Raw genomic sequence first — 22,026 nt, 5'->3', positions numbered from 1 at the left:
GGGCGCGCCCGCTCCCACAGGGTCGGTGAAAGGGCGGTGGCGGCTTACTGGATCAGGCCAAACTCCCTGGCCAGTGCCTTGTAGTCAGCCACTTGCTTCTTCACATAGCCGTCCAGCTCTGCACCGGTCATGGCGAAGGGGAACAGTTCGCGCTGGTCACGCAGCTTGGCGAAGTCTTCCGAGGCCAGCATCTTGTCGAATGACTGTTTCCACCAGGCGTAGTCCTCGTCGCTCACCTTTGGCCCCAGGTAGAAACCGCGTACCACCGGCCAGACGATGTCGTAGCCCTGCTCCTTGGCGGTGGGGATGTCTTTCATCTCGGGCTCGTCCAGGCGGTTTTCCGAGAACACCGCGAGGATGCGCATGTTGCCGCTCTGAATGTGCGGCATGGAGTCGGAGATGTCGGTCGAGCCTACCTGGATATGCCCGCCCAGCAACGCCGTGGCGATTTCGCCGCCGCCTTCCAGGGCCACGTAGCGCAGGTCACGCGGGTTGATGCCGGCGGCCTTGGCGATCAGGGCGGTCTGCATCCAGTCCTGGCTGCCGACGGTACCGCCGGAGCCGATCACCACCTTGCTCGGGTCTTTCTTCAACGCCGCGACCAGATCGTCGAGGGTCTTGTAGGGCGAGTCGCTTTTCACTGCGATGGCGCCGTAGCTGGTGCCGACGGCGGCCAGCCATTTCACCGCGTTTTCGTCAAAGCGGCCGAACTTGCCCTGGGCCAGGTTCAGCAGCGAGCCGCTGGACCAGGCCACCAGGGTGCCGGCATCGGCCGGGCGCTGGGCGACCACGGCGTTGTAGGCCACCGCGCCGACACCGCCGGGCATGTAGGTGACGCGCATCGGCTTGGTGAGGATCTTTTCCTGCACCAGGGCGCTCTGCACCAGTTTGCAGGTCAGGTCGAAGCCGCCGCCGGGCGAGGCGGGGGCAATGCATTCGGGGCGTTTCGGTTCGGCAGCGAGGGCGTTGCCGGCCAACAGCAGGCAGCCGGTAGCGAGGACGAGGCGGCGCAGTGAAAAGGTCATCGTCTATCTCCGTGAGCGTTGTTGTTATCAAGTTATCGCTATGGGGTTACCACAGCGCCACGCTGTAGCTCACCAGCAGCCGCACCTCGTCCGCGTCGCGGGCGAAGTTGGAGCGGAAGGTGGCGTTGCGCAGGCGCACGGCGACGTTCTTCAACGGGCCGCTTTGTACCACGTACTTCAGTTCGGTGTTGCGCTCCCACTCCTTGCCCTCGCCGCCGGCCGCGCGGCTGACGTTGTCGCCGCTGATGTAGCGGGTCATGAAGGTCAGGCCGGGCACGCCGAGTGCGGCGAAGTTGTAGTCGTAGCGCGCCTGCCAGGAGCGCTCGTCGGCGCCGGCGAAGTCGTTGATCTGGACGAAGTTGACCAGGTACGGGTCGGCACCATCGACGTACGGGAAGGCGCTGTCGCCGGACAGCTGCTGCCAGGCGGCGCTGACCTTGTGCCCGCCCAGGGCGTAGCTGAGCATGCCGTTGACGGTGGTGTTGTCGATGTTGCCGGCCTTGGAGGCGCCGGCGTCGTCACTCACCGCCAGGCGCAGGTCGGCGCCGAAGGTGCCCGGGCCCCATGGCTGGGTGGCGACCATGCCGATGAAGTGCTGGCGGTAGATATCGTCGAGCTGGGCAAAGTGGTAGCTGCCGGTGATGCGATCGGTGAACTGGTAGTCGAGGCCGGCCAGGTCCAGGTTGTCGGCGCTGAACGAGCCACCGAAGCGGCCGTTCTTGTTGTTCAGGGCCAGGTCTTCCCAGTTGGTGTCGTTGCGGTCCTTGGCCTTGTCCAGTCGGCCGCCGGTGAAGGTCAGGCCCTTGACCTCCTTCGAGGTGAGCAGGCCGCCTTCGAAGGTTTGCGGCAGGATGCGCCCATCGTTGGGCTGCAGGGTCGGCAGTTCGGGGATCAGCGTGCCGATCTTCAGTTCGGTCTGCGACACCTTCACCTTGCCGGTCAGGCCGAGCTTGGAGTACTCGTCGGCGGCCTTGCCGTCATCGTGGGTCGGCAGCAGGCCGGTGTCGGTGCGGTCGGGGCTGGAGTCGAGCTTGATGCCGAGCATGCCCAGCGCATCCAGGCCGAAGCCCACGGTGCCATCGGTGTAGCCAGACTCGAAGTTGAGCATGAAGCCCTGGGCCCACTCGTCGCGCTTGGATTGCTGCGCACTGGTGCCGTCGCGGAAGTCGCGGTTGAAGTACATGTTGCGGGTTTCGAAGGTGGCCGTGCTGTCTTCGAAGAAGGCGGCCTGGCTCATCGGGGCGACACCGGCAAGCGCAAGGGCGCTGGCGATGGCGGAGGGGCGTGCGGCAAAGGAACGGGTAGGCGCGAACGCCTGCGGCTGCGATGACAGCATCACTGATGGCTCCGTTTATTGTTCTTATTCGTTGCACCTTGCTGGTGCTTTTTTCGGCGCGAAGGGCGACCGTGGTGCGATGCTAGGTAACCAACCTTTCGCTAACCTTTCAGCGTGAAAGGTTTGTCGACAGGGCTTCACAGGCCTGCCGACAGCGGTACACTCCGCGCCACCGTCCCACCCGAGCAGGGAGAATCCGATGCGTGTGCTGCTGGTAGAAGACCACCTGCAACTGGCCGAAAGCGTGGCCCAGGCCTTGAAAAGCCATGGCCTGACCGTGGATGTGCTGCATGACGGCGTGGCCGCCGACCTGGCCCTGGCCAGCGAGGAATACGCCGTGGCCGTGCTGGATGTCGGCTTGCCGCGCATGGACGGCTTCGAGGTGCTGGCGCGCCTGCGCGGCCGTGGCAAGACCCTGCCGGTGCTGATGCTGACCGCGCGCAGTGACGTCAAGGACCGGGTCCACGGCCTGAACCTGGGCGCCGACGACTACCTGGCCAAGCCGTTCGAGCTGACCGAACTGGAAGCACGGGTCAAGGCCCTGCTGCGGCGCAGCGTGCTCGGTGGCGAGCGCCAGCAACGCTGCGGGCCGCTGGTGTACGACCTGGACACCCGGCGCTTCGCCCTGGGTGGCGAAAACCTGACCCTGACCTCGCGCGAACAGAGCGTACTGGAAGCGCTGATCGCCCGACCGGGCCGGGTGATGAGCAAGGAGCAACTGGCCGCCCAGGTGTTCGGCCTGGACGAAGAAGCCAGCCCCGACGCCATCGAAATCTACATCCACCGCCTGCGCAAGAAGCTCGACGGCCACCCGGTGGCCATCGTCACCTTCCGTGGCCTGGGCTACCTGCTCGAGCACCGCGATGCGTGACAACGGCAGCCTGCGCGGGCGCTTGCTCGGCAACCTGGCCTTGCTGCTGGTGGTGCTGATGCTGGCCAGTGGCCTGAGCGCCTACTGGAACGGCCGCGAGGCCGCCGACACCGCCTACGACCGCACCCTGCTGGCCTCGGCGCGGACCATTGCCGCAGGCCTGTCCCAGCGTGACGGCTCGCTGAGCGCAGATGTGCCCTACGTGGCCCTGGACACCTTCGCCTACGACAGTGCCGGGCGCATCTACTACCAGGTGCTGGACATCCAGCAGCGGCTGATTTCCGGCTACGAGAACCTGCCAGCGCCGCCGCCGGGCACGCCGCGTACCGACGACTACCCGGCGCTGGCGCGGTTCTACAACGCCACCTACCTGGGCCAGGACGTGCGCGTGGTCAGCCTGCTGAAGCCGGTGAGCGAGCCGAACATGAACGGCATGGCGGAAATCCGTGTGGCCGAGACCGAGGAAGCGCGGGTGCGCATGGCCCGTGGCCTGATGGCCGATACCCTGCTGCGCCTGGGGATGCTGGCGCTGGGCGCGCTGGTGATGGTGTGGTTTGCCGTGAGTGCCGCGTTGCGGCCGCTGGAGCGCCTGCGCACGGCGGTGGAAGAGCGCCAGCCGGACGACCTGCGGGCCTTGCCGGTGGTGCAGGTGCAGCGTGAGCTGGGCCCACTGGTGCGGGCTTTGAACCATTTCACCGAGCGTTTGCGCGGCCAGTTCGAGCGCCAGGCGCAGTTCATCGCCGACGCTGCCCACGAGTTGCGTACGCCACTGGCCGCGCTGAAGGCGCGGGTCGAGCTGGGCTTGCGTTCGGCCGAGCCGCAGGAGTGGCGGCAGACACTGGAGTCCGCGGCCCAGGGCACTGACCGGCTGACCCACCTGGCCAACCAGCTGCTGTCGCTGGCGCGGGTCGAGAACGGTGCGCGGGCGATTGCCGAAGGCGGCGCGCAGCGCCTGGACCTGAGCCAGTTGGCTCGTGAGCTGGGCATGGCCATGGCACCGCTGGCGCACAAGCGCGGGGTGGCGCTGGCCCTGGAGGCCGAGGCGCCGGTGTGGCTGAAGGGGGAGCCGACGCTGCTCAACGAGCTGTTGAGCAACCTGGTGGACAATGCCTTGGCGCATACGCCGGCTGGCGGCAACGTGATCTTGCGGGTGCTGGCGCCGGCGGTGCTTGAGGTGGAGGACGACGGGCCGGGGATTCCCGAGGCTGAGCGTGAGCGGGTATTCGAGCGCTTCTACCGGCGCAGTGCGCAGGGCAGTGGGCTTGGCTTGGCGATTGTCGGCGAGATCTGCCGGGCGCACCTGGCGCAGGTGAGCCTGCATGACGGTGCGAAGGGCGGGTTGCGGGTGCGGGTGAGTTTTATTGCGGATTGATGTGTTGCCTGTACCGGCCCTTTCGCGGGTGAACCCGCTCCCACAGTGACCGCGCCGCTGCTGAAGGCTGCGCTATACCTGTGGGAGCGGGTTTACCCGTGAAGAGGCCGGCACAGGCTGACACCGGTCAGCGCAACATGCTCCGCGCCTCGATCAGTTCACCCACTTCAAGCTCGGTGCCGTACGGCAGGCCCAGGTGGCGGTATGCCGGCAGTGCCGCCAGCGGCCGGTGGCGCCCGCGCTGGCTGATGCAGCGGGCGATCTGCACGATGTCGATGTAGTCGATCTTGTCAGTCTGCCGGTCCAGGTCCTGCACCTGGCTCGGCAGGTTGACCAGTTGCTCCGGAAACTCCCAGGCCTTGAGGATCTTGTCGCCCAGCACCGGCTGGATCTGCTCGATCACATAATGCAGGCACACCGGGTCGGACAGCAGTTCGTTGTGCTCTTCGGCATAGATCAGCACCGGCAGTGCGCCAATCTGGTTGACCAGCCCGCCGAGGGTGGCCTGGTCGGGCTTGAGCTGAGTAAAGCGGCGGCAGATTTCGTAGCTGATGCCCGCCACATCCAGGCTGTTGGCCCAGATATCACGTAACTTCTGCTCCACCGCCGGCGCCCGGGCGTGGAAAATCTGCTCGATCACCAGGCCAATGGCCAGGTTGCAGCTGTAGTTGATGCCCAGCCGCGTGATGGCGGTGTGCAGGTCGGTGACCTCGACCGCCGCGCGCAGCAGTGGGCTGTTGACGACCTTGATCAGGCGCGCTGAAAGGGCCGCATCGCGACCGATCACCTTGCTCAGGGCCGCCACGCTGATCTCGCTGTCTTCCGCCGCCTCGCGGATGCTCAAGGCAACCTCGGGCAGGGTCGGCAGGACCAGGTCATCCTTCTCGATGGCATCGAGCAACTGTGCTTGAACCATCTCGGCCAGCTTGTTCATGGGCGTGTCTACCGCAGTGGTGGTGCGGCCCCGCCACGTGGGCGGGGCAGGCTGGTCAACGCTGGATTTCCCGGTCGCGGTCCAGTTCGTAGGGCAGGGTCAGCACCTGCAGGCGTGGGCCTTCCAGGCTGCCCAGGTGCAGGTTGTCGTCTTCCACCGCTTCGGCGCTGAGCACGGCGAGCAGTTCGCAGCCTGTGCCGTTGCTGGCAGCAATGACCACTTCACCAACCGACGAACCATGGGTGGGCGAGAAGATCTCGGCACCCGGGGCCGGAATGGCCTGCTGGTCCAGTGCCAGGCGGTACTGGCGGCGCTTGAGCTTGCCCAGGTACTGCATGCGGGCAACGATTTCCTGACCGGTGTAGCAGCCTTTCTTGAAGCTGACGCCGTCGACGGCCTGCAGGTTGATCATCTGCGGGATGAACAGCTCGCGGGTCGGCCCCATTACCTGGCCGATCCCGGCGCGAATCTGCCCCAGCAGCCAGTTGTCAAGGCTACCTTCAGGCAGTGCGGCGGCCAGCGCCTGGCGAACGCTGTCGGCTTTGTCTGCCGGTGCCCACAGCTCCACGCGGCCAGCGGACACGGCAATGGCGATCAACCCGTCGTGGCGCACGGTGCTGCCAGCTGCCGCAGGCACATCGAGCCCCAGGGCCTGCAGCGCCGAATCGCCGCCTTGCAGGCCGAAGCGTGCCCAGGCAGCGCTTTCATCGGTCAGCGTCGCCTTGGAGAACACGGCGTACTTCTTGAGGTCGGCCAGCTGGGCGTCGAGCAGCTCGCTGGCCATGGCCAGCAGGTAGCCGTTGCCTTCGGGCAGGATGCGGAAACTCGACTGCATGCGCCCCTTGACCATGCAGCGGGCGCCGAGGCTGGCGTGTTCCGGGCTGAGGTAGTTGATGTTGCAGGTCAGCTGGCCTTGCAGGAACTTGCCTGCATCGGAGCCGCGGACGGCGAGGATGCCCTCGTGGGACAGGGGGCAGAAGAAAGCGGAATCGGCCATGGGTCATCGCGGTGGCTAAAGACTGGCGGCCATCATAGAACGCCGGTAACAAAATAGGTAGGTGACTAGACCAACGCCCGGTGTCGCTTCGCTCGCCTGGCTGTATACTGGCGGGCCATTCGAGGAGGGCCCCATGGTCGAACAAACTGAACTCAACCGGCTTTTCTGGCACAGCCGCCGCGGCATGCTGGAACTGGACGTACTGTTGGTGCCTTTCACCCAGGAAGTCTACCCCACGCTCAACGAAACCGACCGCGAACTCTACGTGCGTCTGTTGAGCTGCGAGGATCAGGACATGTTCGGCTGGTTCATGGAGCGCACCGAGTCCGAAGACCCGGAGCTGCAGCGCATGGTCCGCATCATCCTGGACCGTGTCCAGCCCAAGTGAGTGCTTCGAGTGCCGCTGGCAAGGCTCGCGCCTGCTGCTGGCGGCCTACCTGGGGTGCCAGGTACTGGCGTGGTTCGCCGTATGGGCGAGCCCGCTGCCCGGGTGGTCGGCCCTTGCTGTTGTCGCCACCTGTATTGCCCACGCAGGCTGGGCCATTCCCCGACGTATTCTGCTGACGCATGAGCATGCCATTGTTGGCCTGCGCCGTGATGTGCGCGGCTGGCAGGTGTTCAGCCGTGCCCGTGGCTGGCAGCCGGTGCGCTTGTGCCGGGACAGCGTGGCGTTGCCGGCGCTGGTGGTGTTGCGCTTTGTGCGGGCGGGGCGCTGGTTGGGGGAGAGCCAATGCGTGCCACGGGATGCGCTGGGGGCTGATGAGCACCGGCGCTTGCGGGTGCGGTTGAAATTCAGCCGGCGCAGGTGGGCAGGGGTGAGCCGGGCATAAAACCATACCGAGTTGGCTTCTTCGCGGGCCTGCCCGCTCCCACAGGTACTCGCAAGCCTGCAAGGCAGTGGGATTCCTGTGGGAGCGGGCGGGCCCGCGAAGGCCGCGACGCCGATTTCAGATCGGGCTGAGAATGGTGTCCTTGGCCTCGTCCAGCATCCCCGGGTAATCCAGGGTGTAATGCAGCCCGCGGCTTTCCTTGCGCTGCATGGCCGACAGGATCATCAACTCGGCCACCTGCGCCAGGTTGCGCAATTCGATCAGGTCGCGGCTGACCTTGTAGTTGCTGTAGAACTCGTCGATTTCGTCCAGCAGCAGGCGAATGCGGTGCTGCGCTCGCTGCAGGCGCTTGCTGGTGCGCACGATGCCGACGTAGTCCCACATGAAGCGCCGCAGTTCGTCCCAGTTGTGCGCAATGATCACGTCCTCGTCCGAGTCGGTGACCTGGCTGGCGTCCCAGCCGGGCAGGGCCTTGGGCATGACCACTTCATCCAGGTGCGCCTGGATGTCGGCCGCGGCGGCACGGCCATAGACGAAGCATTCCAGCAGCGAGTTGCTGGCCATGCGGTTGGCGCCGTGCAGGCCGGTGAAGCTGGTTTCACCAATGGCATACAGGCCCGGCACGTCGGTGTGGCCGCGGTCGTCGACCATCACTCCGCCGCAGGTGTAGTGCGCCGCAGGTACTACCGGGATCGGCTGGCGGGTGATGTCGATGCCGAAGGCCAGGCAGCGCTCGTACACGGTGGGGAAGTGGCTCTGGATGAAGTCGGCCGGCTTGTGGGTGATGTCCAGGTACACGCAGTCCACACCCAGGCGCTTCATCTCGTGGTCGATGGCGCGGGCCACGATGTCGCGCGGGGCCAGTTCTTCGCGGGGGTCGAAGCGTGGCATGAAGCGCTCGCCATTGGGCAGGCGCAGCAGGGCACCTTCGCCGCGCAGGGCTTCGGTGACCAGGAAACTCTTGGCCTGCGGATGGTACAGGCAAGTCGGGTGGAACTGGTTGAACTCCAGGTTCGCCACCCGGCAACCGGCCCGCCAGGCCATGGCGATGCCGTCGCCGCAGGCACCATCGGGGTTGCTGGTATACAGGTAGACCTTGGCCGCGCCGCCAGTGGCCAGCACGGTGAAGCGCGCACCGAAGGTGTCCACCTCGCCGGTGTTGCGGTCGAGTACATAGGCACCCAGGCAGCGCTCGCCGGGCAGGCCGAGGCGACGTTCGGTAATCAGGTCGACCGCCACGCGCTGCTCCAGCAGCTGGATGTTCGGGCGTTTGCGGGCCTGCTCCAGCAGCGTGGTGAAGATGGCTGCGCCGGTGGCGTCGGCGGCATGGATGATGCGCCGGTGGCTATGGCCGCCTTCGCGGGTCAGGTGGAACTCGAAGCCACCGTCGTCGACGCTGTAATGCTCGTCGCGGGTAAAGGGCACGCCTTGCTCGATCAGCCACTCGATGGCTTCGCGGCTGTGCTCGACGGTAAAGCGCACGGCTTCTTCATGGCACAGGCCGCCGCCGGCATTGAGGGTGTCCTCGACATGCGACTGCACGGTATCGGTATTGTCCAGCACTGCCGCGACACCGCCCTGGGCCCAGAAGGTCGAGCCGTTGGCCAGGTCGCCCTTGCTGAGCACGGCGACTCGCAGGTGGCTGGGGAGGTTCAGTGCCAGGCTGAGACCGGCGGCACCGCTGCCGATCACCAGGACATCATGTTGGAATTGTTGGCTCATGTCGGGACACTAGTATTCTTTGGAAGGGGCGCGGCACAATAGTCACGCGCCGATGGCATTGTGAAACTATCGTTAAAGCTGGCCGGGTTGCCTTTATAGCAGCCCCGGGTGGCCAATTTCCATGCCACTTGCCTGGTCGCGACAACCTTTGTGGGAACTTTCCGACATGGCCGGAAATCCTATGAAGGCTGCCCACGCGCCACAACTTGCCGCGGCGACGCAGGGCGGCAGGCCTGTCCGGGCTGTCCCTGCGTACTCGAAACCTGATTATCGACGTAGCCGGCCGTGACCGTGCCGCGTCTTCCGTGCAACCCGACCAAGGGCTGCAGGAAACTTGCTTGGAGGGGAGAACTTTTGCGCAAAGCCCGAGTCTATGGTTGCAAGCCTGAACGATGGCTGATGCAACGCTCCTTCGAGTTCACTGAGGAGTGTTCATGCTAACCCAGGAAGAGGATCAGCAGCTTGTCGAGCGCGTTCAGCGCGGTGACAGGCGAGCTTTCGATCTGTTGGTGCTGAAGTATCAGCACAAGATTCTCGGGTTGATCGTGCGGTTCGTTCACGATACCCACGAGGCCCAGGATGTAGCACAGGAAGCCTTCATCAAGGCCTACCGTGCGCTTGGCAACTTCCGCGGAGACAGTGCGTTCTATACGTGGCTGTACCGCATCGCCATCAACACGGCGAAGAACTACCTGGTGTCCCGTGGAAGACGGCCGCCAGACAGTGATGTGAGCTCCGAGGATGCGGAGTTTTACGACGGCGATCATGGTCTCAAGGATCTCGAGTCCCCAGAACGCTCGTTGTTGCGGGATGAAATCGAAGGCACTGTCCATCGCACCATCCAGCAACTGCCTGAAGACCTGCGCACGGCACTTACCCTGCGCGAGTTCGACGGGCTGAGTTACGAAGACATTGCCAGTGTCATGCAATGTCCGGTGGGTACCGTGCGCTCTCGAATCTTCCGCGCTCGGGAGGCCATAGACAAAGCCCTGCAACCTTTGCTGCAGGAAACCTGAGACAGCGGCGACAGCCAAGAGAGGAACCGCCATGAGTCGTGAAGCTTTGCAGGAATCGCTGTCCGCGGTGATGGATAACGAAGCGGACGAGCTTGAACTGCGTCGTGTGTTGAACGCCGTAGACGATGCTGAAACCCGTGCCACCTGGTCGCGTTACCAGGTTGCCCGCGCAGCCATGCACAAGGAGCTGCTGCTGCCCAATCTGGATATCGCCTCGGCGGTGTCTGCAGCGCTGGCTGACGAAGCCGTGCCGGCCAAGGCCAAGAAAGGGCCATGGCGCAGCATTGGCCGCCTGGCGGTAGCTGCCTCGGTCACCGTAGCGGTGCTGGCCGGTGTGCGCATGTACAACCAGGACGAGATCACTGGTGCCGAGCTTGCTGCCCAGCAACCTGCCCAGCAAGGCCTGACTGTGCCACAAGCACAAGGCCCGGCCGTTTTGGCAGGCTATAGTGAGAGCAGTGAGCAACCGACCGGGCCGATGGCCAACGGCGTGCTGCAGAACCAGGCCGGCTGGGACCAGCGTCTGCCAGGCTACCTGCGCCAGCATGCCCAGGAATCTGCGCTCAAGGGCACTGAAACCGCATTGCCGTATGCCCGCGCCGCCAGCCTGGAAAACCGTTAAGTAAGGAGGATCATGCGCGCGCTACCTCTCCTGTCGCTGCTGATTGGCAGCTGCATGACGGTGCCAGCATTGGCGGCCAATTCCTCGCCCGAGGCGAGCGAGTGGCTGAGCAAGCTGGCACAGGCCGAGCAAAAGCAGAGCTACCAAGGCTCTTTTGTCTACGAACGCAATGGCAGCTTCTCTTCCCACGAGATCTGGCACAGGGTCGACGACGGCAAGGTCAGCGAGCGGCTGTTGCAGCTCGATGGCGCCGCCCAGGAGATCGTGCGCGTGGATGGCAAGGTAGAGTGCGTCAGCGGGGCCTTGGCCAGTGGTGTGACGACGCCCCCGGACACCGCGCAGCGTGTGCTTGATCCGCTGAAACTGATGGGCTGGTATGACTTGAGCGTGGCGGGCAAGTCACGGGTCGCCGGGCGCGATGCCGTGATCGTGACGCTCACCCCGCGCGACCAGCACCGTTATGCCTTCGAATTGCACCTGGACCGTGCTACCGGCCTGCCGCTGCGCTCGTTGATGGTCAACGACAAGGGGCAGTTGCTGGAGCGCTTCCAGATGACCCGTCTCGATACCGAAGCACCTAGCGACGACGACCTGCGCGCCAGCGCTGCGTGCAAGCCGGTGCAGCATGTGGCCGCTGCCGCCAATGACACGGTCGCCGGCTGGCGTTCGGACTGGCTGCCGCCTGGCTTCGAACTGGTCAAAAGCTCGGTACGCCGCGACCCCAAGAATGACAGCACGGTCAGCAGCCTGATGTACGACGATGGCCTGGCGCGCTTCTCGGTGTTCCTCGAGCTGGTAAAGGATGAGGGCGGGACCGACATGCGCACCCAACTTGGCCCGACTTCGGCGGTTTCGCGTCGGCTGAACACGCCCAAGGGCAAGGTAATGGTCACTGTGGTCGGCGAGATTCCGCTGGGTACCGCAGAGCGTGTGGCGCTGTCGATGCGCCCCCAGGATGGCCAGGCGCGCCAGTGATGGCGCGCATTTGCGGGCCAGGCGTGCGGGCCATGCCAAAGCGTGCGGACATGCCTCTGAAATGAAATTAAAGCATTGTCATTTGCAATCCATCGGCAAATTTTCTATAGGTCAGGCTTCTTGGAGCCTGGCCTTTCCTGCTTTGTGCAGGGGCCTTTCTAAACTACCGCTCGTTGTGACGGGAGCCGTATGTCAATACCACGCTTGAAATCCTACCTATCGATGTTCGCCGCCGTGCTGATGCTCGGCCAGGTGCTCAGCGCCCAGGCCGAGGAAGCCCTGCCGGACTTCACTACCCTGGTCGAGCAGGCCTCGCCAGCCGTGGTCAACATCAGTACCAAGCAGAAGCTGCCGGACCGCCGCATGGCCGCCGGGCAGATGCCCGACCTGGAAGGCCTGCCGCCGATGTTCCGCGAGTTCTTCGAGCGCAACATGCCGCAGCAGCCGCGCTCGCCGCGTGGCGACCGCCAGCGCGAGGCCCAGTCGCTGGGTTCGGGCTTCATCATTTCCAGCGATGGCTACGTGCTGACCAACAACCACGTGGTAGCCGATGCCGACGAAATCATCGTCCGCCTGTCGGACCGCAGCGAGCTGCAGGCCAAGCTGGTCGGCACCGATCCGCGCACCGACGTGGCCCTGCTCAAGGTCGAGGGCAAGAACCTGCCGACCGTCAAGCTGGGTGATTCCGAGAAGCTCAAGGTGGGCGAGTGGGTACTGGCCATCGGTTCGCCGTTCGGCTTCGACCATTCGGTGACCAAAGGTATCGTCAGCGCCAAGGGTCGCACCTTGCCCAACGACACCTACGTACCGTTCATCCAGACGGACGTTGCCATCAACCCGGGCAACTCCGGCGGCCCGCTGTTCAACATGAACGGCGAAGTGGTGGGTATCAACTCGCAGATCTTCACCCGTTCCGGCGGTTTCATGGGCCTGTCGTTCGCCATCCCGATCGATGTGGCGATCGATGTCTCCAACCAGCTGAAGAAAGACGGCAAGGTCAGCCGCGGCTGGCTGGGCGTGGTGATCCAGGAGGTCAACAAGGACTTGGCTGAGTCGTTCGGCCTGGACAAGCCGGCCGGTGCCCTGGTGGCCCAGGTGCTGGAAAACGGCCCGGCAGCCAAGGGCGGCCTGCAGGTGGGTGACGTGATCCTGAGCATGAACGGCCAGCCGATCGTCATGTCGGCCGACCTGCCGCACCTGGTCGGCAGCCTCAAGGACGGCGAAAAGGCCAAGCTTGAGATCATCCGCAACGGCAAGCGCCAGAACCTCGACATCAGCGTTGGCGCACTGCCGGACGACGATGCCGACATCGGTACCGGCGCCGAAGGCAGCGCCGAGCGCAGCAGCAACCGCCTGGGCGTCTCGGTGGCCGACCTGACCGCCGAGCAGAAGAAAGCCCTGGAGCTCAAGGGTGGCGTGGTCATCAAGGAAGTCCAGGATGGCCCGGCCGCGATGATCGGCCTGCGCCCGGGTGACGTGATCAGCCACCTGAACAACCAGGCCATCGGTTCGGCCAAGGAATTCACCGAAATCGCCAAGGAACTGCCGAAGAACCGTTCGGTGTCGATGCGCGTGCTGCGTCAGGGTCGTGCCAGCTTCATTACCTTCAAGCTGGCTGAATAAGCGGCTTGGCAAGGAGAAAAGGGCAGCTTCGGCTGCCCTTTTTCATGAAAGTTCACAATTGCAGGGGCGAATGCTGTGTACAGCCCGATAGAGGAATCTCCCATATCCCGGCAGCTTAAGGTACAATTCCCGGCTATTTTTCGGCGGGCGTCCGGCTCGCAGCCTTTTCGAGTGTTGACCCGTGAGTGATTTGAGTCATATCCGCAATTTCTCCATCATCGCCCACATCGACCATGGCAAGTCGACGCTGGCCGACCGTTTCATCCAGATGTGCGGTGGCCTGTCGGCACGCGAGATGGAAGCCCAGGTGCTCGATTCCATGGACCTGGAGCGTGAGCGCGGTATCACCATCAAGGCCCACAGCGTCACGCTCAACTACAAGGCGCAGGACGGCAAGGTCTACCAGCTGAACTTCATCGATACCCCCGGCCACGTCGACTTCACCTACGAAGTCTCGCGTTCGCTGGCGGCCTGTGAAGGCGCGCTGCTGGTGGTGGATGCCGGCCAGGGCGTCGAGGCCCAGTCCGTAGCCAACTGCTACACCGCCATCGAGCAGGGCCTTGAGGTCATGCCGGTACTGAACAAGATGGACCTGCCCCAGGCCGATCCGGATCGCGTCAAGGACGAGATCGAGAAGATCATCGGCATCGACGCCACCGACGCCGTGGCCTGCAGTGCCAAGAGCGGCATGGGCGTGGACGAGGTGCTCGAGCGCCTGGTGCAGACCATCCCCGCGCCGGAAGGCGATATCGAGGCGCCGCTGCAGGCACTGATCATCGACTCCTGGTTCGACAACTACCTGGGCGTGGTCTCGCTGGTGCGCGTGCGCCACGGCCGCGTCAAGAAAGGCGACAAGATCCTGGTCAAGTCCACCGGCAAGGTGCACCTGGTCGACAGCGTGGGCGTGTTCACCCCGAAACACACCCAGACCGCCGACCTGAAGGCCGGCGAAGTGGGCTTCATCATTGCCAGCATCAAGGACATCCACGGTGCCCCGGTCGGTGACACCCTGACCCTGTCCTCGACCCCTGAGGTCGAAGTGCTGCCAGGCTTCAAGAAGATCCAGCCGCAGGTCTACGCCGGCCTGTTCCCGGTCAGCTCCGACGACTTCGAGGACTTCCGCGATGCGCTGCAGAAGCTGACCCTGAACGACTCGTCGCTGCAATACATGCCGGAAAGCTCCGACGCCCTGGGCTTCGGCTTCCGTTGCGGCTTCCTCGGCATGCTGCACATGGAGATCATCCAGGAGCGCCTGGAGCGCGAATACGACCTGGACCTGATCACCACGGCGCCAAGCGTGATCTACGAGCTGGAACTGAAAACCGGCGAGACCATCACCGTCGACAACCCGTCGAAGCTGCCAGATGTCTCGGCGGTCGCCGACTTCCGCGAGCCGATCGTCACTGCCACCATCCTGGTACCGCAGGAACACCTGGGCAACGTCATCACCCTGTGCATCGAGAAGCGTGGCGTGCAGCGCGACATGCAGTTCCTCGGCAGCCAGGTTCAGGTGCGCTACGACCTGCCGATGAACGAAGTGGTGCTGGACTTCTTCGACCGCCTCAAGTCCACCAGCCGCGGCTATGCTTCGCTGGACTATCATTTCGATCGCTACCAGTCGGCCAACCTGGTCAAGCTGGATGTACTGATCAACGGCGACAAGGTCGATGCCCTGGCATTGATCGTGCACCGCGACAACGCGGCCTACAAAGGCCGTGCGTTGACCGAGAAGATGAAGGAGCTGATCCCTCGGCAGATGTTCGACGTGGCGATCCAGGCAGCTATCGGCGGCCAGATCATCGCGCGGACAACCGTCAAGGCGCTCAGAAAGAACGTACTGGCCAAGTGCTACGGTGGTGACGTCAGCCGTAAGAAGAAACTGCTGGAGAAGCAGAAGGCCGGTAAGAAACGCATGAAACAGGTGGGTAACGTGGAGATTCCACAGGAAGCCTTCCTCGCCGTGCTCAGGTTGGATAGCTAGGTCCTATGTCGCTAAATTTCCCGCTGTTGCTAGTCATCGCCGTCTTCGTCTGCGGCCTGCTGGGCTTGATCGACCTGCTGTTCCTGGCCCCGCGCCGGCGTGCGGCAATCGCCAACTACCAGGGCAGCGTCAGCCAGCCCGAGATGGCGGTGGTCGAGCGCCTGGGCAAGGAGCCGTTGCTGGTCGAGTATGGCAAGTCGTTCTTCCCGGTGCTGTTCATCGTGCTGGTGCTGCGTTCGTTCCTGGTCGAGCCGTTCCAGATCCCTTCGGGGTCGATGAAGCCGACCCTGGAAGTGGGCGACTTCATCCTGGTGAACAAGTTCTCGTACGGCATTCGCCTGCCGGTGATCGACAAGAAGGTCATCGAGGTGGGTGACCCGCAACGCGGTGATGTGATGGTGTTCCGCTACCCGAGCGACCCGAACGTCAACTACATCAAGCGTGTGGTAGGCCTGCCGGGTGACCAGGTGCGCTACACCAGCGACAAGCGGTTGTTCGTCAACGGCCAGCCGATTGCCGAACAACTGGTGGGCACCGAGCCGGGCACCCTGGGCAGCGCCGAGCTGTACAAGGAAAAGCTCGGCGAGGCCGAACACCTGATCCGCAAGGAAATGAGCCGTTACCGCATGCCGCCGGACCAGCAATGGACCGTGCCGGCAGGCCATTACTTCATGATGGGCGACAACCGCGACAACTCCAACGACAGCCGTTACTGGGATGACCCGAACATCCCGAAGGAACTGCACGGCATGGTTCCGGACCGGAACATCGTCGGCAAGGCCTTCGCGGTGTGGATGAGCTGGCCAGAGCCCAAGCTCAGCCACCTGCCCAACCTGTCGCGGGTCGGTCTGATCCATTGATACCCATCGGCGCTGGCCAGCAGGCAGCGCCGAATGCATTTCTGACATAGGCTGTGTTCTCAGGGATCGGGAGATTCGCCGCACATCGCGGCGGGCCACAGCCAAACAGTCTTTCAGGATGTTGATTTGAACAACGCGTTGAACAACGAACGGGTGGCTGCATGAGTGCTCCCCTTGCCCGTCTGGAGCGAAAGCTCGGTTATACCTTCAAGAACCAGGACCAGATGCTCCTGGCACTGACCCATCGCAGTTACGCCGGGCGCAACAATGAGCGCCTGGAGTTTCTCGGTGACGCCATTCTCAACTTCGTCGCCGGCGAAGCGCTGTTCGAGCGCTTCCCGCAGGCCCGCGAAGGCCAGCTGTCGCGCCTGCGCGCGCGCCTGGTCAAGGGTGAGACCCTGGCCCGCCTGGCCCGTGGTTTCGACCTGGGCGATCACCTGCGCCTGGGTTCGGGTGAGCTCAAGAGCGGTGGCTTCCGCCGCGAGTCGATCCTGGCCGACGCCCTGGAGGCGCTGATTGGCGCCATCTACCTGGACGCCGACATGGAAACGGCCCGGGAGCGCGTGCTGGCCTGGCTGGCCGATGAGTTCGAAGGCCTGACCCTGGTCGATACCAACAAGGACCCGAAAACCCGCCTGCAGGAGTTCCTGCAGTCGCGCAGCTGCGAGCTGCCGCGTTACGAAGTGGTGGATATTCAGGGCGAACCGCACTGCCGGACTTTCTTCGTCGAATGCGAAGTGGTGCTGCTGAACAACAAGAGCCGTGGCCAGGGCGTTAGCCGGCGTATCGCCGAGCAAGTCGCTGCCGCGTCTGCACTGATCGCCCTGGGCGTGGAGAATGGCAATGACTGATAGCAACCCGACCCGCTGCGGCTACGTAGCCATTGTCGGCCGCCCGAACGTGGGCAAGTCGACCCTGCTCAACCACATCCTCGGCCAGAAGCTGGCGATCACCTCGCGCAAGCCGCAGACCACCCGCCACAACATGCTCGGCATCAAGACCGAGGGTGACGTGCAGGCGATCTACGTCGATACCCCCGGTATGCACAAGGCCAACGACAAGGCCTTGAACCGCTACATGAACCGCAACGCCTCGGCGGCCCTGAAGGATGTCGACGTGGTGATCTTCGTGGTCGACCGCACCAAATGGACCGATGAGGACCAACTGGTGCTGGAGCGCGTGCAGTACGTGACGGGCCCACTGATCATCGCGGTCAACAAGACCGACCGCATGGAAGAGAAGGCCGAACTGATCCCGCACCTGCAATGGCTGCAGGAGCAGTTGCCGAACGCCGAAGTGATGCCTATTTCCGCGCAACAGGGGCACAACCTGCAGGCGCTGGAAGCACAGATCGCCAAGCACCTGCCCGAGAACGAGCACTTCTTCCCCGAAGACCAGATCACCGACCGCAGCAGCCGCTTCCTGGCCGCCGAACTGGTGCGCGAGAAGATCATGCGCCAGCTGGGTGCGGAATTGCCGTACCAGATCACCGTGGAAATTGAAGAATTCAAGCAGCAGGGTCATGTGCTGCACATCCATGCGCTGATCCTGGTCGAGCGCGACGGCCAGAAAAAGATCATCATTGGCGACAAGGGCGAGCGCATCAAGCGCATCGGCTCCGAGGCGCGCAAGGACATGGAGGTGCTGTTCGACTCCAAGGTCATGCTCAACCTGTGGGTCAAGGTGAAAGGCGGCTGGTCCGATGACGAGCGCGCCCTGCGCTCGCTGGGCTACGGCGACCTCTGAGCAATACTATTGGGGCCGCGGTGCGGCCCATCGCCGGCAAGCCGGCTCCCACCCCGATCGCATCGACTTCAAGCCATGCGCCGTACCTGTGGGAGCTGGCTTGTCGTGGCGACGAACCGCGTCGATGGGCTGCAGAGCAGCCCCAATATGCAGTTTACCGAGCCACAGGGAGCCAGTGATCTTCCATGGAACAACCTGTCGGCCAGCCAGCCTATGTGCTGCACAGCCGTGCCTACAAGGAAACCAGCGCGCTGGTGGACTTCTTCACCCCGCAGGGCCGCATGCGCGCCGTGCTGCGCCGCGCGCGTGGCAAGGGTGGCAGCCTGGTGCGGCCGTTCGTGCCGCTGGAGCTGGAACTGCGTGGGCGTGGCGAGCTGAAGAATGTCGGGCGCATGGACAGTGCCGGTATCGCCGCCTGGCTGCATGGCGATGCCCTGTTCAGCGGGTTGTACCTCAACGAACTGCTCATGCGCCTGCTGCCAGCCGAAGCGCCTTTCCCGGCGCTGTTCGAGCACTACACCCTGACCTTGCAAGCCTTGGCCGCCGGTCGCCCGCTGGAGCCGCTGCTGCGCTCCTTCGAATGGCGGCTGCTGGACGAGCTCGGTTACGCGTTTTCGTTGCACCACGACGTCAATGACCAGGCGATCGCGGTCGATGGCTTGTACCGCTTGCGTGTGGATGCCGGCCTGGAGCGGGTCGAGCTGGTGCAACCCGGGCTGTTCCGCGGCACCGAACTGCTGGCCCTGGCCGAAGCCGACTGGGATGCCCCAGGTGCCTTGCTCGCCGCCAAGCGCTTGATGCGCCAGGCACTGGCGGTTCACCTGGGGGCAAAACCACTGGTCAGCCGGGAACTGTTTCGCAAGCGCTGATCACGACGTATGCTGTGGGGCTCAATCTTCAGGAGAGCCTTTCGTGACTCACAGCAACCGCATGCTTCTCGGCGTAAACATCGACCACGTGGCGACCCTGCGCCAGGCCCGGGGCACGCGTTACCCTGATCCGGTCAAGGCTGCCCTGGATGCCGAGGAAGCAGGCGCCGATGGCATCACCGTGCACCTGCGTGAAGACCGCCGGCACATCCAGGAGCGTGACGTGGTGCTGCTCAAGGACGTGCTGCAGACGCGCATGAACTTTGAGATGGGCGTCACCGAAGAGATGATGGCCTTTGCCGAGAAGATCCGCCCGGCGCACATCTGCCTGGTACCCGAAACCCGTCAGGAGTTGACCACCGAAGGCGGCCTTGACGTGGCGGGCCAGGAAGCACGGATCAAGGCTGCGGTTGAGCGCCTGTCGCGTACCGGTGCCGAAGTGTCGCTGTTCATCGATGCCGACGAGCGGCAGATCGAGGCTTCGCGTCGCGTTGGCGCGCCTGCCATCGAACTGCACACCGGGCGTTACGCCGATGCCGAAACCCCGACCGAAGTGGCCGAGGAACTCAAGCGTATCGTCGATGGCGTGGCATTTGGCGTGGGGCAGGGGCTGATCGTCAATGCCGGTCACGGGTTGCATTACCACAACGTCGAGGCGGTGGCGGCAATCAAAGGCATCAATGAGCTGAACATCGGTCATGCGCTGGTAGCGCATGCGCTGTTCGTCGGCTTCAAGGCCGCTGTGGCCGAGATGAAGGCGCTGATCGTGGCGGCTTCGCGCTAATCGTTGGTCGCCTGTACTGGCCTCTTCGCGGGCTTGCCCGCTCCCACAGGTACCCCACAGGCCTTGAAGCTTGTGCAATCCCTGTGGGAGCGGGCAAGCCCGCGAAGAGGCCAGTGCAGGCAGCCGATCACTCGGCAGGAAACACCAGGGTAAACCGGGTAGGCCCCAAGGGGCTGCTGCTGACCTCGACCCGCCCACCATGCAACTGCATGATCGATTTCACGATCGCCAGCCCCAACCCGGTCCCTCCCTCCAGCCGCGAGCGCCCCGAGCCCACCCGGTAAAACCGCTCGAACAAGCGCGACTGGTGTTCTTCAGCAATACCAGGCCCCTGGTTTTCCACCGAAAGCCGAACTTCGCTGCCCACGCGCTCGATACGTAGTTCCACAGGCCTGTCATCGGGGCAGTGCCGAATGGCATTGCTCAACAGGTTCGACAGTGCCCGCTGAAACATCAGCCGATCACCCTGCGCCGTCCCCCAGCCTTGCACACGCAACTCAACCCCTTTCAGCTCGGCACTGAACGCAAACAGCTCGACAACCCGCGCCGTCTCGTCGGCCAATGCCATGGGCTTGAGCGCGACCTGGGCCTGGGGTTGGCTGACCTGGGCGAGAAACAGCATGTCATTGATGATGCGGTTGAGCCGGGTCAGTTCTTCGATGCTGTCTTCCAGCACTTCCCGGTAATTCGCGTTGTCCCGTTCGCGGGCCAGCGTCACTTGCGCCTTGCCCATCAGGTTGCTCAACGGTGTGCGCAGTTCATGGGCCAGATCATCGGAGAACTGCGACAGCTGGCTGACGCCCTGATCGAGGCGGTCGAGCATCACGTTGATGCTGCTGGCCAGCTCTGCCAGTTCCAGCGGCAGGCCGGTAGCGGGAAGACGATGTTGCAGGTCCTGGGCCGACACCCGCCCGGCAATGCGCCGGAAGTGCCGCAGTGGCCTCAGGCCGCGTTGCATCAGCCACCAGGCACCGGCCCCGATCAGCAACAGCAGCAACGGCAGTGCGAGCAAGGTGGAGTGCAGGTAGGCCTGCAGCAGGGCGTTGTCGTCGGCGCGGTTGAGCGACATCATCACCTTGACCGGGGTGTCGTCGCGCAGGCGCATCAGCCGGGTCACGGTGAGTATCTGGTTGCCATTGCTGTCGCGCCACGCATGAAAGGCCAGACGGGCATCGGTGCGCAGATCGCCTACCTGCGATTCCAGCGCTGGCCCCAGGCTGAGCAGGTGCGGGTGGCGGCCTTCGAGGGCCAGCACGCTGAGGCTGAGGTTGTCGTGTCCCATCACCAGGTCGAGCAAGGGATGGGCGCGGCTGCCCAGGTCTTCGCTACGCAGGTCGACCCGAAGGTTGTGCTCGACCTGCAGCATCTTGCGCGCCAGGTCCTTGCGTGCGCGGCTGTCCAGTTCGTGATCGAGGGCGAACACGGCCAGGCAGGCCAGCAGCAGCACCAGTGCGGCGCCCATCAGCGTCACGCTCAGGCCCAGGCGCAGTGACAGGCTGGCGTTTTTCAAAAGCGTGCCTCGAGCACGTAGCCGACGCCGCGCAGGGTATGGATCAGCTTGTTGTCGAACGGGTCGTCGATCTTTGCCCGCAGGCGTCGGATCGAAACCTCGACCACATTGGTGTCGCAGTCGAAGTTCATGTCCCACACCAGCGAGATGATCTGGGTGCGCGACAGCACTTCGCCGGTCTGGCGCATCAGCAGGTGCAGCAGGGCGAATTCCTTGGCGGTCAGGTCTATACGCTGGCCGGCGCGGTAGGCGCGGTGGCGGCCAGGGTCCAGCTCCAGATCGGCGACGCGCAGGGTGCTGGGCTGCAGTTGCTGGTCGTTGCGGCGCAGCAGGCTGCGGATACGGGCGAGCAGTTCCGGGAACTCGAAAGGTTTGAGCAGGTAATCGTCGGCCCCCAGGTCCAGGCCCTTGACCCGGTCGGCCAGGCGGCCGTGGGCGGTAAGCATCATGATGCGCGTGGTCGATTCGGCGCGCAGCCGCTGCAGCACGGTCCAGCCATCGAGTTCGGGCAGGTTGACGTCGAGGATGACCAGGTCGTAGGGCTGCTGGCGGGCCAGGTGCAGGCCATCGGTGCCGGTGTGGGCGCAGTCGACCACGTAGCCGTTCTCGCGCAGGCCCTGCTGCAGGTAGTCGGCGGTACGCAGTTCGTCCTCGATGATCAGTAGACGCATGGGTGGGCTCGGTGTGATGAAAGGGGGGCGATTCTCGACCCTGTAGTGGCATCAGGGTCAAGGCGCAGGATGTTACGGCATGAGTAAGGGCGCGCGGCGCAGATAACAGATTTGTAATGCTGCTGTTATCTGGCTGTCTGTTATGGCCCCATCGCCGGCAAGCCAGCTCCCACAGGTACTGCACAGTTTTCAAGACCTGTGGTGATCCTGGTGGGAGCCAGCTCCCACAAGTACTGCCTAGTTTTCAAGACCTGTGGTGATCCTGTGGGAGCTGGCTTGCCG

Annotated in this window: 21 protein-coding genes; 14 read left to right on the top strand and 7 right to left on the bottom strand. The window is 64.1% G+C overall.

Annotated elements, in window-relative coordinates:
• Window positions 1-44 precede the first annotated feature (44 nt).
• A complete protein-coding gene (locus B2790_RS12350; RefSeq protein ID WP_025340435.1) occupies window positions 45-1,025 on the bottom strand; it encodes a Bug family tripartite tricarboxylate transporter substrate binding protein in 981 nt (326 codons plus the stop codon).
• Window positions 1,026-1,071: 46 nt separating this feature from the next.
• The gene (locus B2790_RS12345; RefSeq protein ID WP_286918927.1) at window positions 1,072-2,361 is read right to left on the bottom strand and encodes an OprD family porin; all 1,290 of its coding nucleotides are present in this window, start codon (window positions 2,359-2,361) and stop codon (window positions 1,072-1,074) included.
• A gap of 199 nt (window positions 2,362-2,560) precedes the next feature.
• On the opposite strand from B2790_RS12345, the gene B2790_RS12340 reads away from it, so the two are divergent.
• Window positions 2,561-3,232, top strand: a complete 672-nt coding sequence (locus B2790_RS12340; RefSeq protein ID WP_025340433.1) for a response regulator — start codon at window positions 2,561-2,563, stop codon at window positions 3,230-3,232.
• Complete coding sequence (locus B2790_RS12335; RefSeq protein ID WP_025340432.1) at window positions 3,225-4,604, top strand: sensor histidine kinase; 1,380 nt, start codon at window positions 3,225-3,227, stop codon at window positions 4,602-4,604. Before B2790_RS12340 ends, B2790_RS12335 begins: the two co-directional genes overlap by 8 nt.
• A 127-nt stretch (window positions 4,605-4,731) precedes the next feature.
• Here B2790_RS12335 and B2790_RS12330 read toward each other — a convergent pair whose 3' ends face one another.
• Together B2790_RS12330 and B2790_RS12325 are read right to left on the bottom strand one after the other, a co-directional pair.
• The gene (locus B2790_RS12330) at window positions 4,732-5,538 is read right to left on the bottom strand and encodes an HDOD domain-containing protein (protein WP_015271603.1); all 807 of its coding nucleotides are present in this window, start codon (window positions 5,536-5,538) and stop codon (window positions 4,732-4,734) included.
• Between the two features lie 55 nt (window positions 5,539-5,593).
• Window positions 5,594-6,535 carry a YgfZ/GcvT domain-containing protein gene (locus tag B2790_RS12325; protein ID WP_286918926.1) on the bottom strand — a complete coding sequence of 314 codons (942 nt, stop codon included), beginning with the start codon at window positions 6,533-6,535 and terminating at the stop codon, window positions 5,594-5,596.
• A gap of 133 nt (window positions 6,536-6,668) precedes the next feature.
• On the opposite strand from B2790_RS12325, the gene B2790_RS12320 reads away from it, so the two are divergent.
• Both B2790_RS12320 and B2790_RS12315 read left to right on the top strand, forming a co-directional pair.
• The gene (locus tag B2790_RS12320; protein WP_003252043.1) at window positions 6,669-6,923 is read left to right on the top strand and encodes a succinate dehydrogenase assembly factor 2; all 255 of its coding nucleotides are present in this window, start codon (window positions 6,669-6,671) and stop codon (window positions 6,921-6,923) included.
• The gene (locus tag B2790_RS12315; protein WP_286918925.1) at window positions 6,907-7,365 is read left to right on the top strand and encodes a protein YgfX; all 459 of its coding nucleotides are present in this window, start codon (window positions 6,907-6,909) and stop codon (window positions 7,363-7,365) included. Before B2790_RS12320 ends, B2790_RS12315 begins: the two co-directional genes overlap by 17 nt.
• Window positions 7,366-7,482: 117 nt before the next feature.
• Here B2790_RS12315 and nadB read toward each other — a convergent pair whose 3' ends face one another.
• On the bottom strand, window positions 7,483-9,087 hold the full coding sequence (gene nadB, locus B2790_RS12310) for an L-aspartate oxidase (RefSeq protein ID WP_286918924.1): 1,605 nt from the start codon (window positions 9,085-9,087) through the stop codon (window positions 7,483-7,485).
• Window positions 9,088-9,521: 434 nt separating this feature from the next.
• Between nadB and rpoE the strand changes: the two genes are divergently transcribed.
• From rpoE to pdxJ, 10 genes are all read left to right on the top strand, one after another.
• Window positions 9,522-10,103: an RNA polymerase sigma factor RpoE gene (gene rpoE / locus B2790_RS12305; protein ID WP_003252049.1), complete on the top strand. Its 582-nt coding sequence runs from the start codon at window positions 9,522-9,524 to the stop codon at window positions 10,101-10,103.
• A gap of 31 nt (window positions 10,104-10,134) precedes the next feature.
• Window positions 10,135-10,725 (top strand): sigma-E factor negative regulatory protein, encoded by a 591-nt coding sequence (locus tag B2790_RS12300; RefSeq protein WP_075046173.1) that lies wholly within the window; start codon window positions 10,135-10,137, stop codon window positions 10,723-10,725.
• A 12-nt stretch (window positions 10,726-10,737) separates the two neighbouring features.
• On the top strand, window positions 10,738-11,700 hold the full coding sequence (locus B2790_RS12295) for a MucB/RseB C-terminal domain-containing protein (RefSeq protein ID WP_286918923.1): 963 nt from the start codon (window positions 10,738-10,740) through the stop codon (window positions 11,698-11,700).
• 222 nt (window positions 11,701-11,922) lie between these two features.
• A complete protein-coding gene (locus B2790_RS12290; protein ID WP_371257967.1) occupies window positions 11,923-13,323 on the top strand; it encodes a DegQ family serine endoprotease in 1,401 nt (466 codons plus the stop codon).
• A 181-nt stretch (window positions 13,324-13,504) separates the two neighbouring features.
• Window positions 13,505-15,304 carry a translation elongation factor 4 gene (lepA, locus tag B2790_RS12285; RefSeq protein WP_025340425.1) on the top strand — a complete coding sequence of 600 codons (1,800 nt, stop codon included), beginning with the start codon at window positions 13,505-13,507 and terminating at the stop codon, window positions 15,302-15,304.
• Between the two features lie 5 nt (window positions 15,305-15,309).
• Entirely contained in the window at window positions 15,310-16,164 is an 855-nt protein-coding gene (lepB, locus tag B2790_RS12280) for a signal peptidase I (protein ID WP_003258486.1), read from the top strand.
• A 161-nt stretch (window positions 16,165-16,325) separates the two neighbouring features.
• The gene (gene rnc, locus B2790_RS12275; RefSeq protein WP_003258487.1) at window positions 16,326-17,015 is read left to right on the top strand and encodes a ribonuclease III; all 690 of its coding nucleotides are present in this window, start codon (window positions 16,326-16,328) and stop codon (window positions 17,013-17,015) included.
• A complete protein-coding gene (gene era / locus B2790_RS12270) occupies window positions 17,008-17,910 on the top strand; it encodes a GTPase Era (RefSeq protein ID WP_015271595.1) in 903 nt (300 codons plus the stop codon). The genes rnc and era overlap by 8 nt, the downstream gene beginning before the upstream one ends.
• Window positions 17,911-18,095: 185 nt before the next feature.
• Window positions 18,096-18,779 (top strand): DNA repair protein RecO, encoded by a 684-nt coding sequence (gene recO, locus B2790_RS12265; protein WP_015271594.1) that lies wholly within the window; start codon window positions 18,096-18,098, stop codon window positions 18,777-18,779.
• 61 nt (window positions 18,780-18,840) lie between these two features.
• Window positions 18,841-19,563: a pyridoxine 5'-phosphate synthase gene (gene pdxJ / locus B2790_RS12260; protein ID WP_153670549.1), complete on the top strand. Its 723-nt coding sequence runs from the start codon at window positions 18,841-18,843 to the stop codon at window positions 19,561-19,563.
• Window positions 19,564-19,690: 127 nt separating this feature from the next.
• On the opposite strand, the gene B2790_RS12255 is transcribed toward pdxJ, so the two are convergent.
• Window positions 19,691-21,073: a heavy metal sensor histidine kinase gene (locus tag B2790_RS12255; protein WP_286918922.1), complete on the bottom strand. Its 1,383-nt coding sequence runs from the start codon at window positions 21,071-21,073 to the stop codon at window positions 19,691-19,693.
• Window positions 21,070-21,744 carry a heavy metal response regulator transcription factor gene (locus B2790_RS12250; RefSeq protein WP_286918921.1) on the bottom strand — a complete coding sequence of 225 codons (675 nt, stop codon included), beginning with the start codon at window positions 21,742-21,744 and terminating at the stop codon, window positions 21,070-21,072. Before B2790_RS12250 ends, B2790_RS12255 begins: the two co-directional genes overlap by 4 nt.
• Window positions 21,745-22,026 lie beyond the last annotated feature (282 nt).

Source organism: Pseudomonas sp. UBA6753 (genome assembly GCF_002453565.1).
Taxonomy (GTDB): Bacteria; Pseudomonadota; Gammaproteobacteria; order Pseudomonadales; family Pseudomonadaceae; genus Aquipseudomonas; species Aquipseudomonas putida_Z.
This window is presented reverse-complemented; position numbering and strand designations above follow the sequence as displayed.

Coding starts and splice junctions, on each gene's coding strand:
- B2790_RS12350 (WP_025340435.1), bottom strand. CDS start 1,025: ATGACCTTTTCACTGCGCCGCCTCGTCCTCGCTACCGGCTGCCTGCTG.
- B2790_RS12345 (WP_286918927.1), bottom strand. CDS start 2,361: ATGCTGTCATCGCAGCCGCAGGCGTTCGCGCCTACCCGTTCCTTTGCC.
- B2790_RS12340 (WP_025340433.1), top strand. CDS start 2,561: ATGCGTGTGCTGCTGGTAGAAGACCACCTGCAACTGGCCGAAAGCGTG.
- B2790_RS12335 (WP_025340432.1), top strand. CDS start 3,225: ATGCGTGACAACGGCAGCCTGCGCGGGCGCTTGCTCGGCAACCTGGCC.
- B2790_RS12330 (WP_015271603.1), bottom strand. CDS start 5,538: ATGAACAAGCTGGCCGAGATGGTTCAAGCACAGTTGCTCGATGCCATC.
- B2790_RS12325 (WP_286918926.1), bottom strand. CDS start 6,535: ATGGCCGATTCCGCTTTCTTCTGCCCCCTGTCCCACGAGGGCATCCTC.
- B2790_RS12320 (WP_003252043.1), top strand. CDS start 6,669: ATGGTCGAACAAACTGAACTCAACCGGCTTTTCTGGCACAGCCGCCGC.
- nadB (WP_286918924.1), bottom strand. CDS start 9,087: ATGAGCCAACAATTCCAACATGATGTCCTGGTGATCGGCAGCGGTGCC.
- rpoE (WP_003252049.1), top strand. CDS start 9,522: ATGCTAACCCAGGAAGAGGATCAGCAGCTTGTCGAGCGCGTTCAGCGC.
- B2790_RS12300 (WP_075046173.1), top strand. CDS start 10,135: ATGAGTCGTGAAGCTTTGCAGGAATCGCTGTCCGCGGTGATGGATAAC.
- B2790_RS12295 (WP_286918923.1), top strand. CDS start 10,738: ATGCGCGCGCTACCTCTCCTGTCGCTGCTGATTGGCAGCTGCATGACG.
- B2790_RS12290 (WP_371257967.1), top strand. CDS start 11,923: ATGTTCGCCGCCGTGCTGATGCTCGGCCAGGTGCTCAGCGCCCAGGCC.
- lepB (WP_003258486.1), top strand. CDS start 15,310: ATGTCGCTAAATTTCCCGCTGTTGCTAGTCATCGCCGTCTTCGTCTGC.
- rnc (WP_003258487.1), top strand. CDS start 16,326: ATGAGTGCTCCCCTTGCCCGTCTGGAGCGAAAGCTCGGTTATACCTTC.
- era (WP_015271595.1), top strand. CDS start 17,008: ATGACTGATAGCAACCCGACCCGCTGCGGCTACGTAGCCATTGTCGGC.
- recO (WP_015271594.1), top strand. CDS start 18,096: ATGGAACAACCTGTCGGCCAGCCAGCCTATGTGCTGCACAGCCGTGCC.
- pdxJ (WP_153670549.1), top strand. CDS start 18,841: ATGCTTCTCGGCGTAAACATCGACCACGTGGCGACCCTGCGCCAGGCC.
- B2790_RS12250 (WP_286918921.1), bottom strand. CDS start 21,744: ATGCGTCTACTGATCATCGAGGACGAACTGCGTACCGCCGACTACCTG.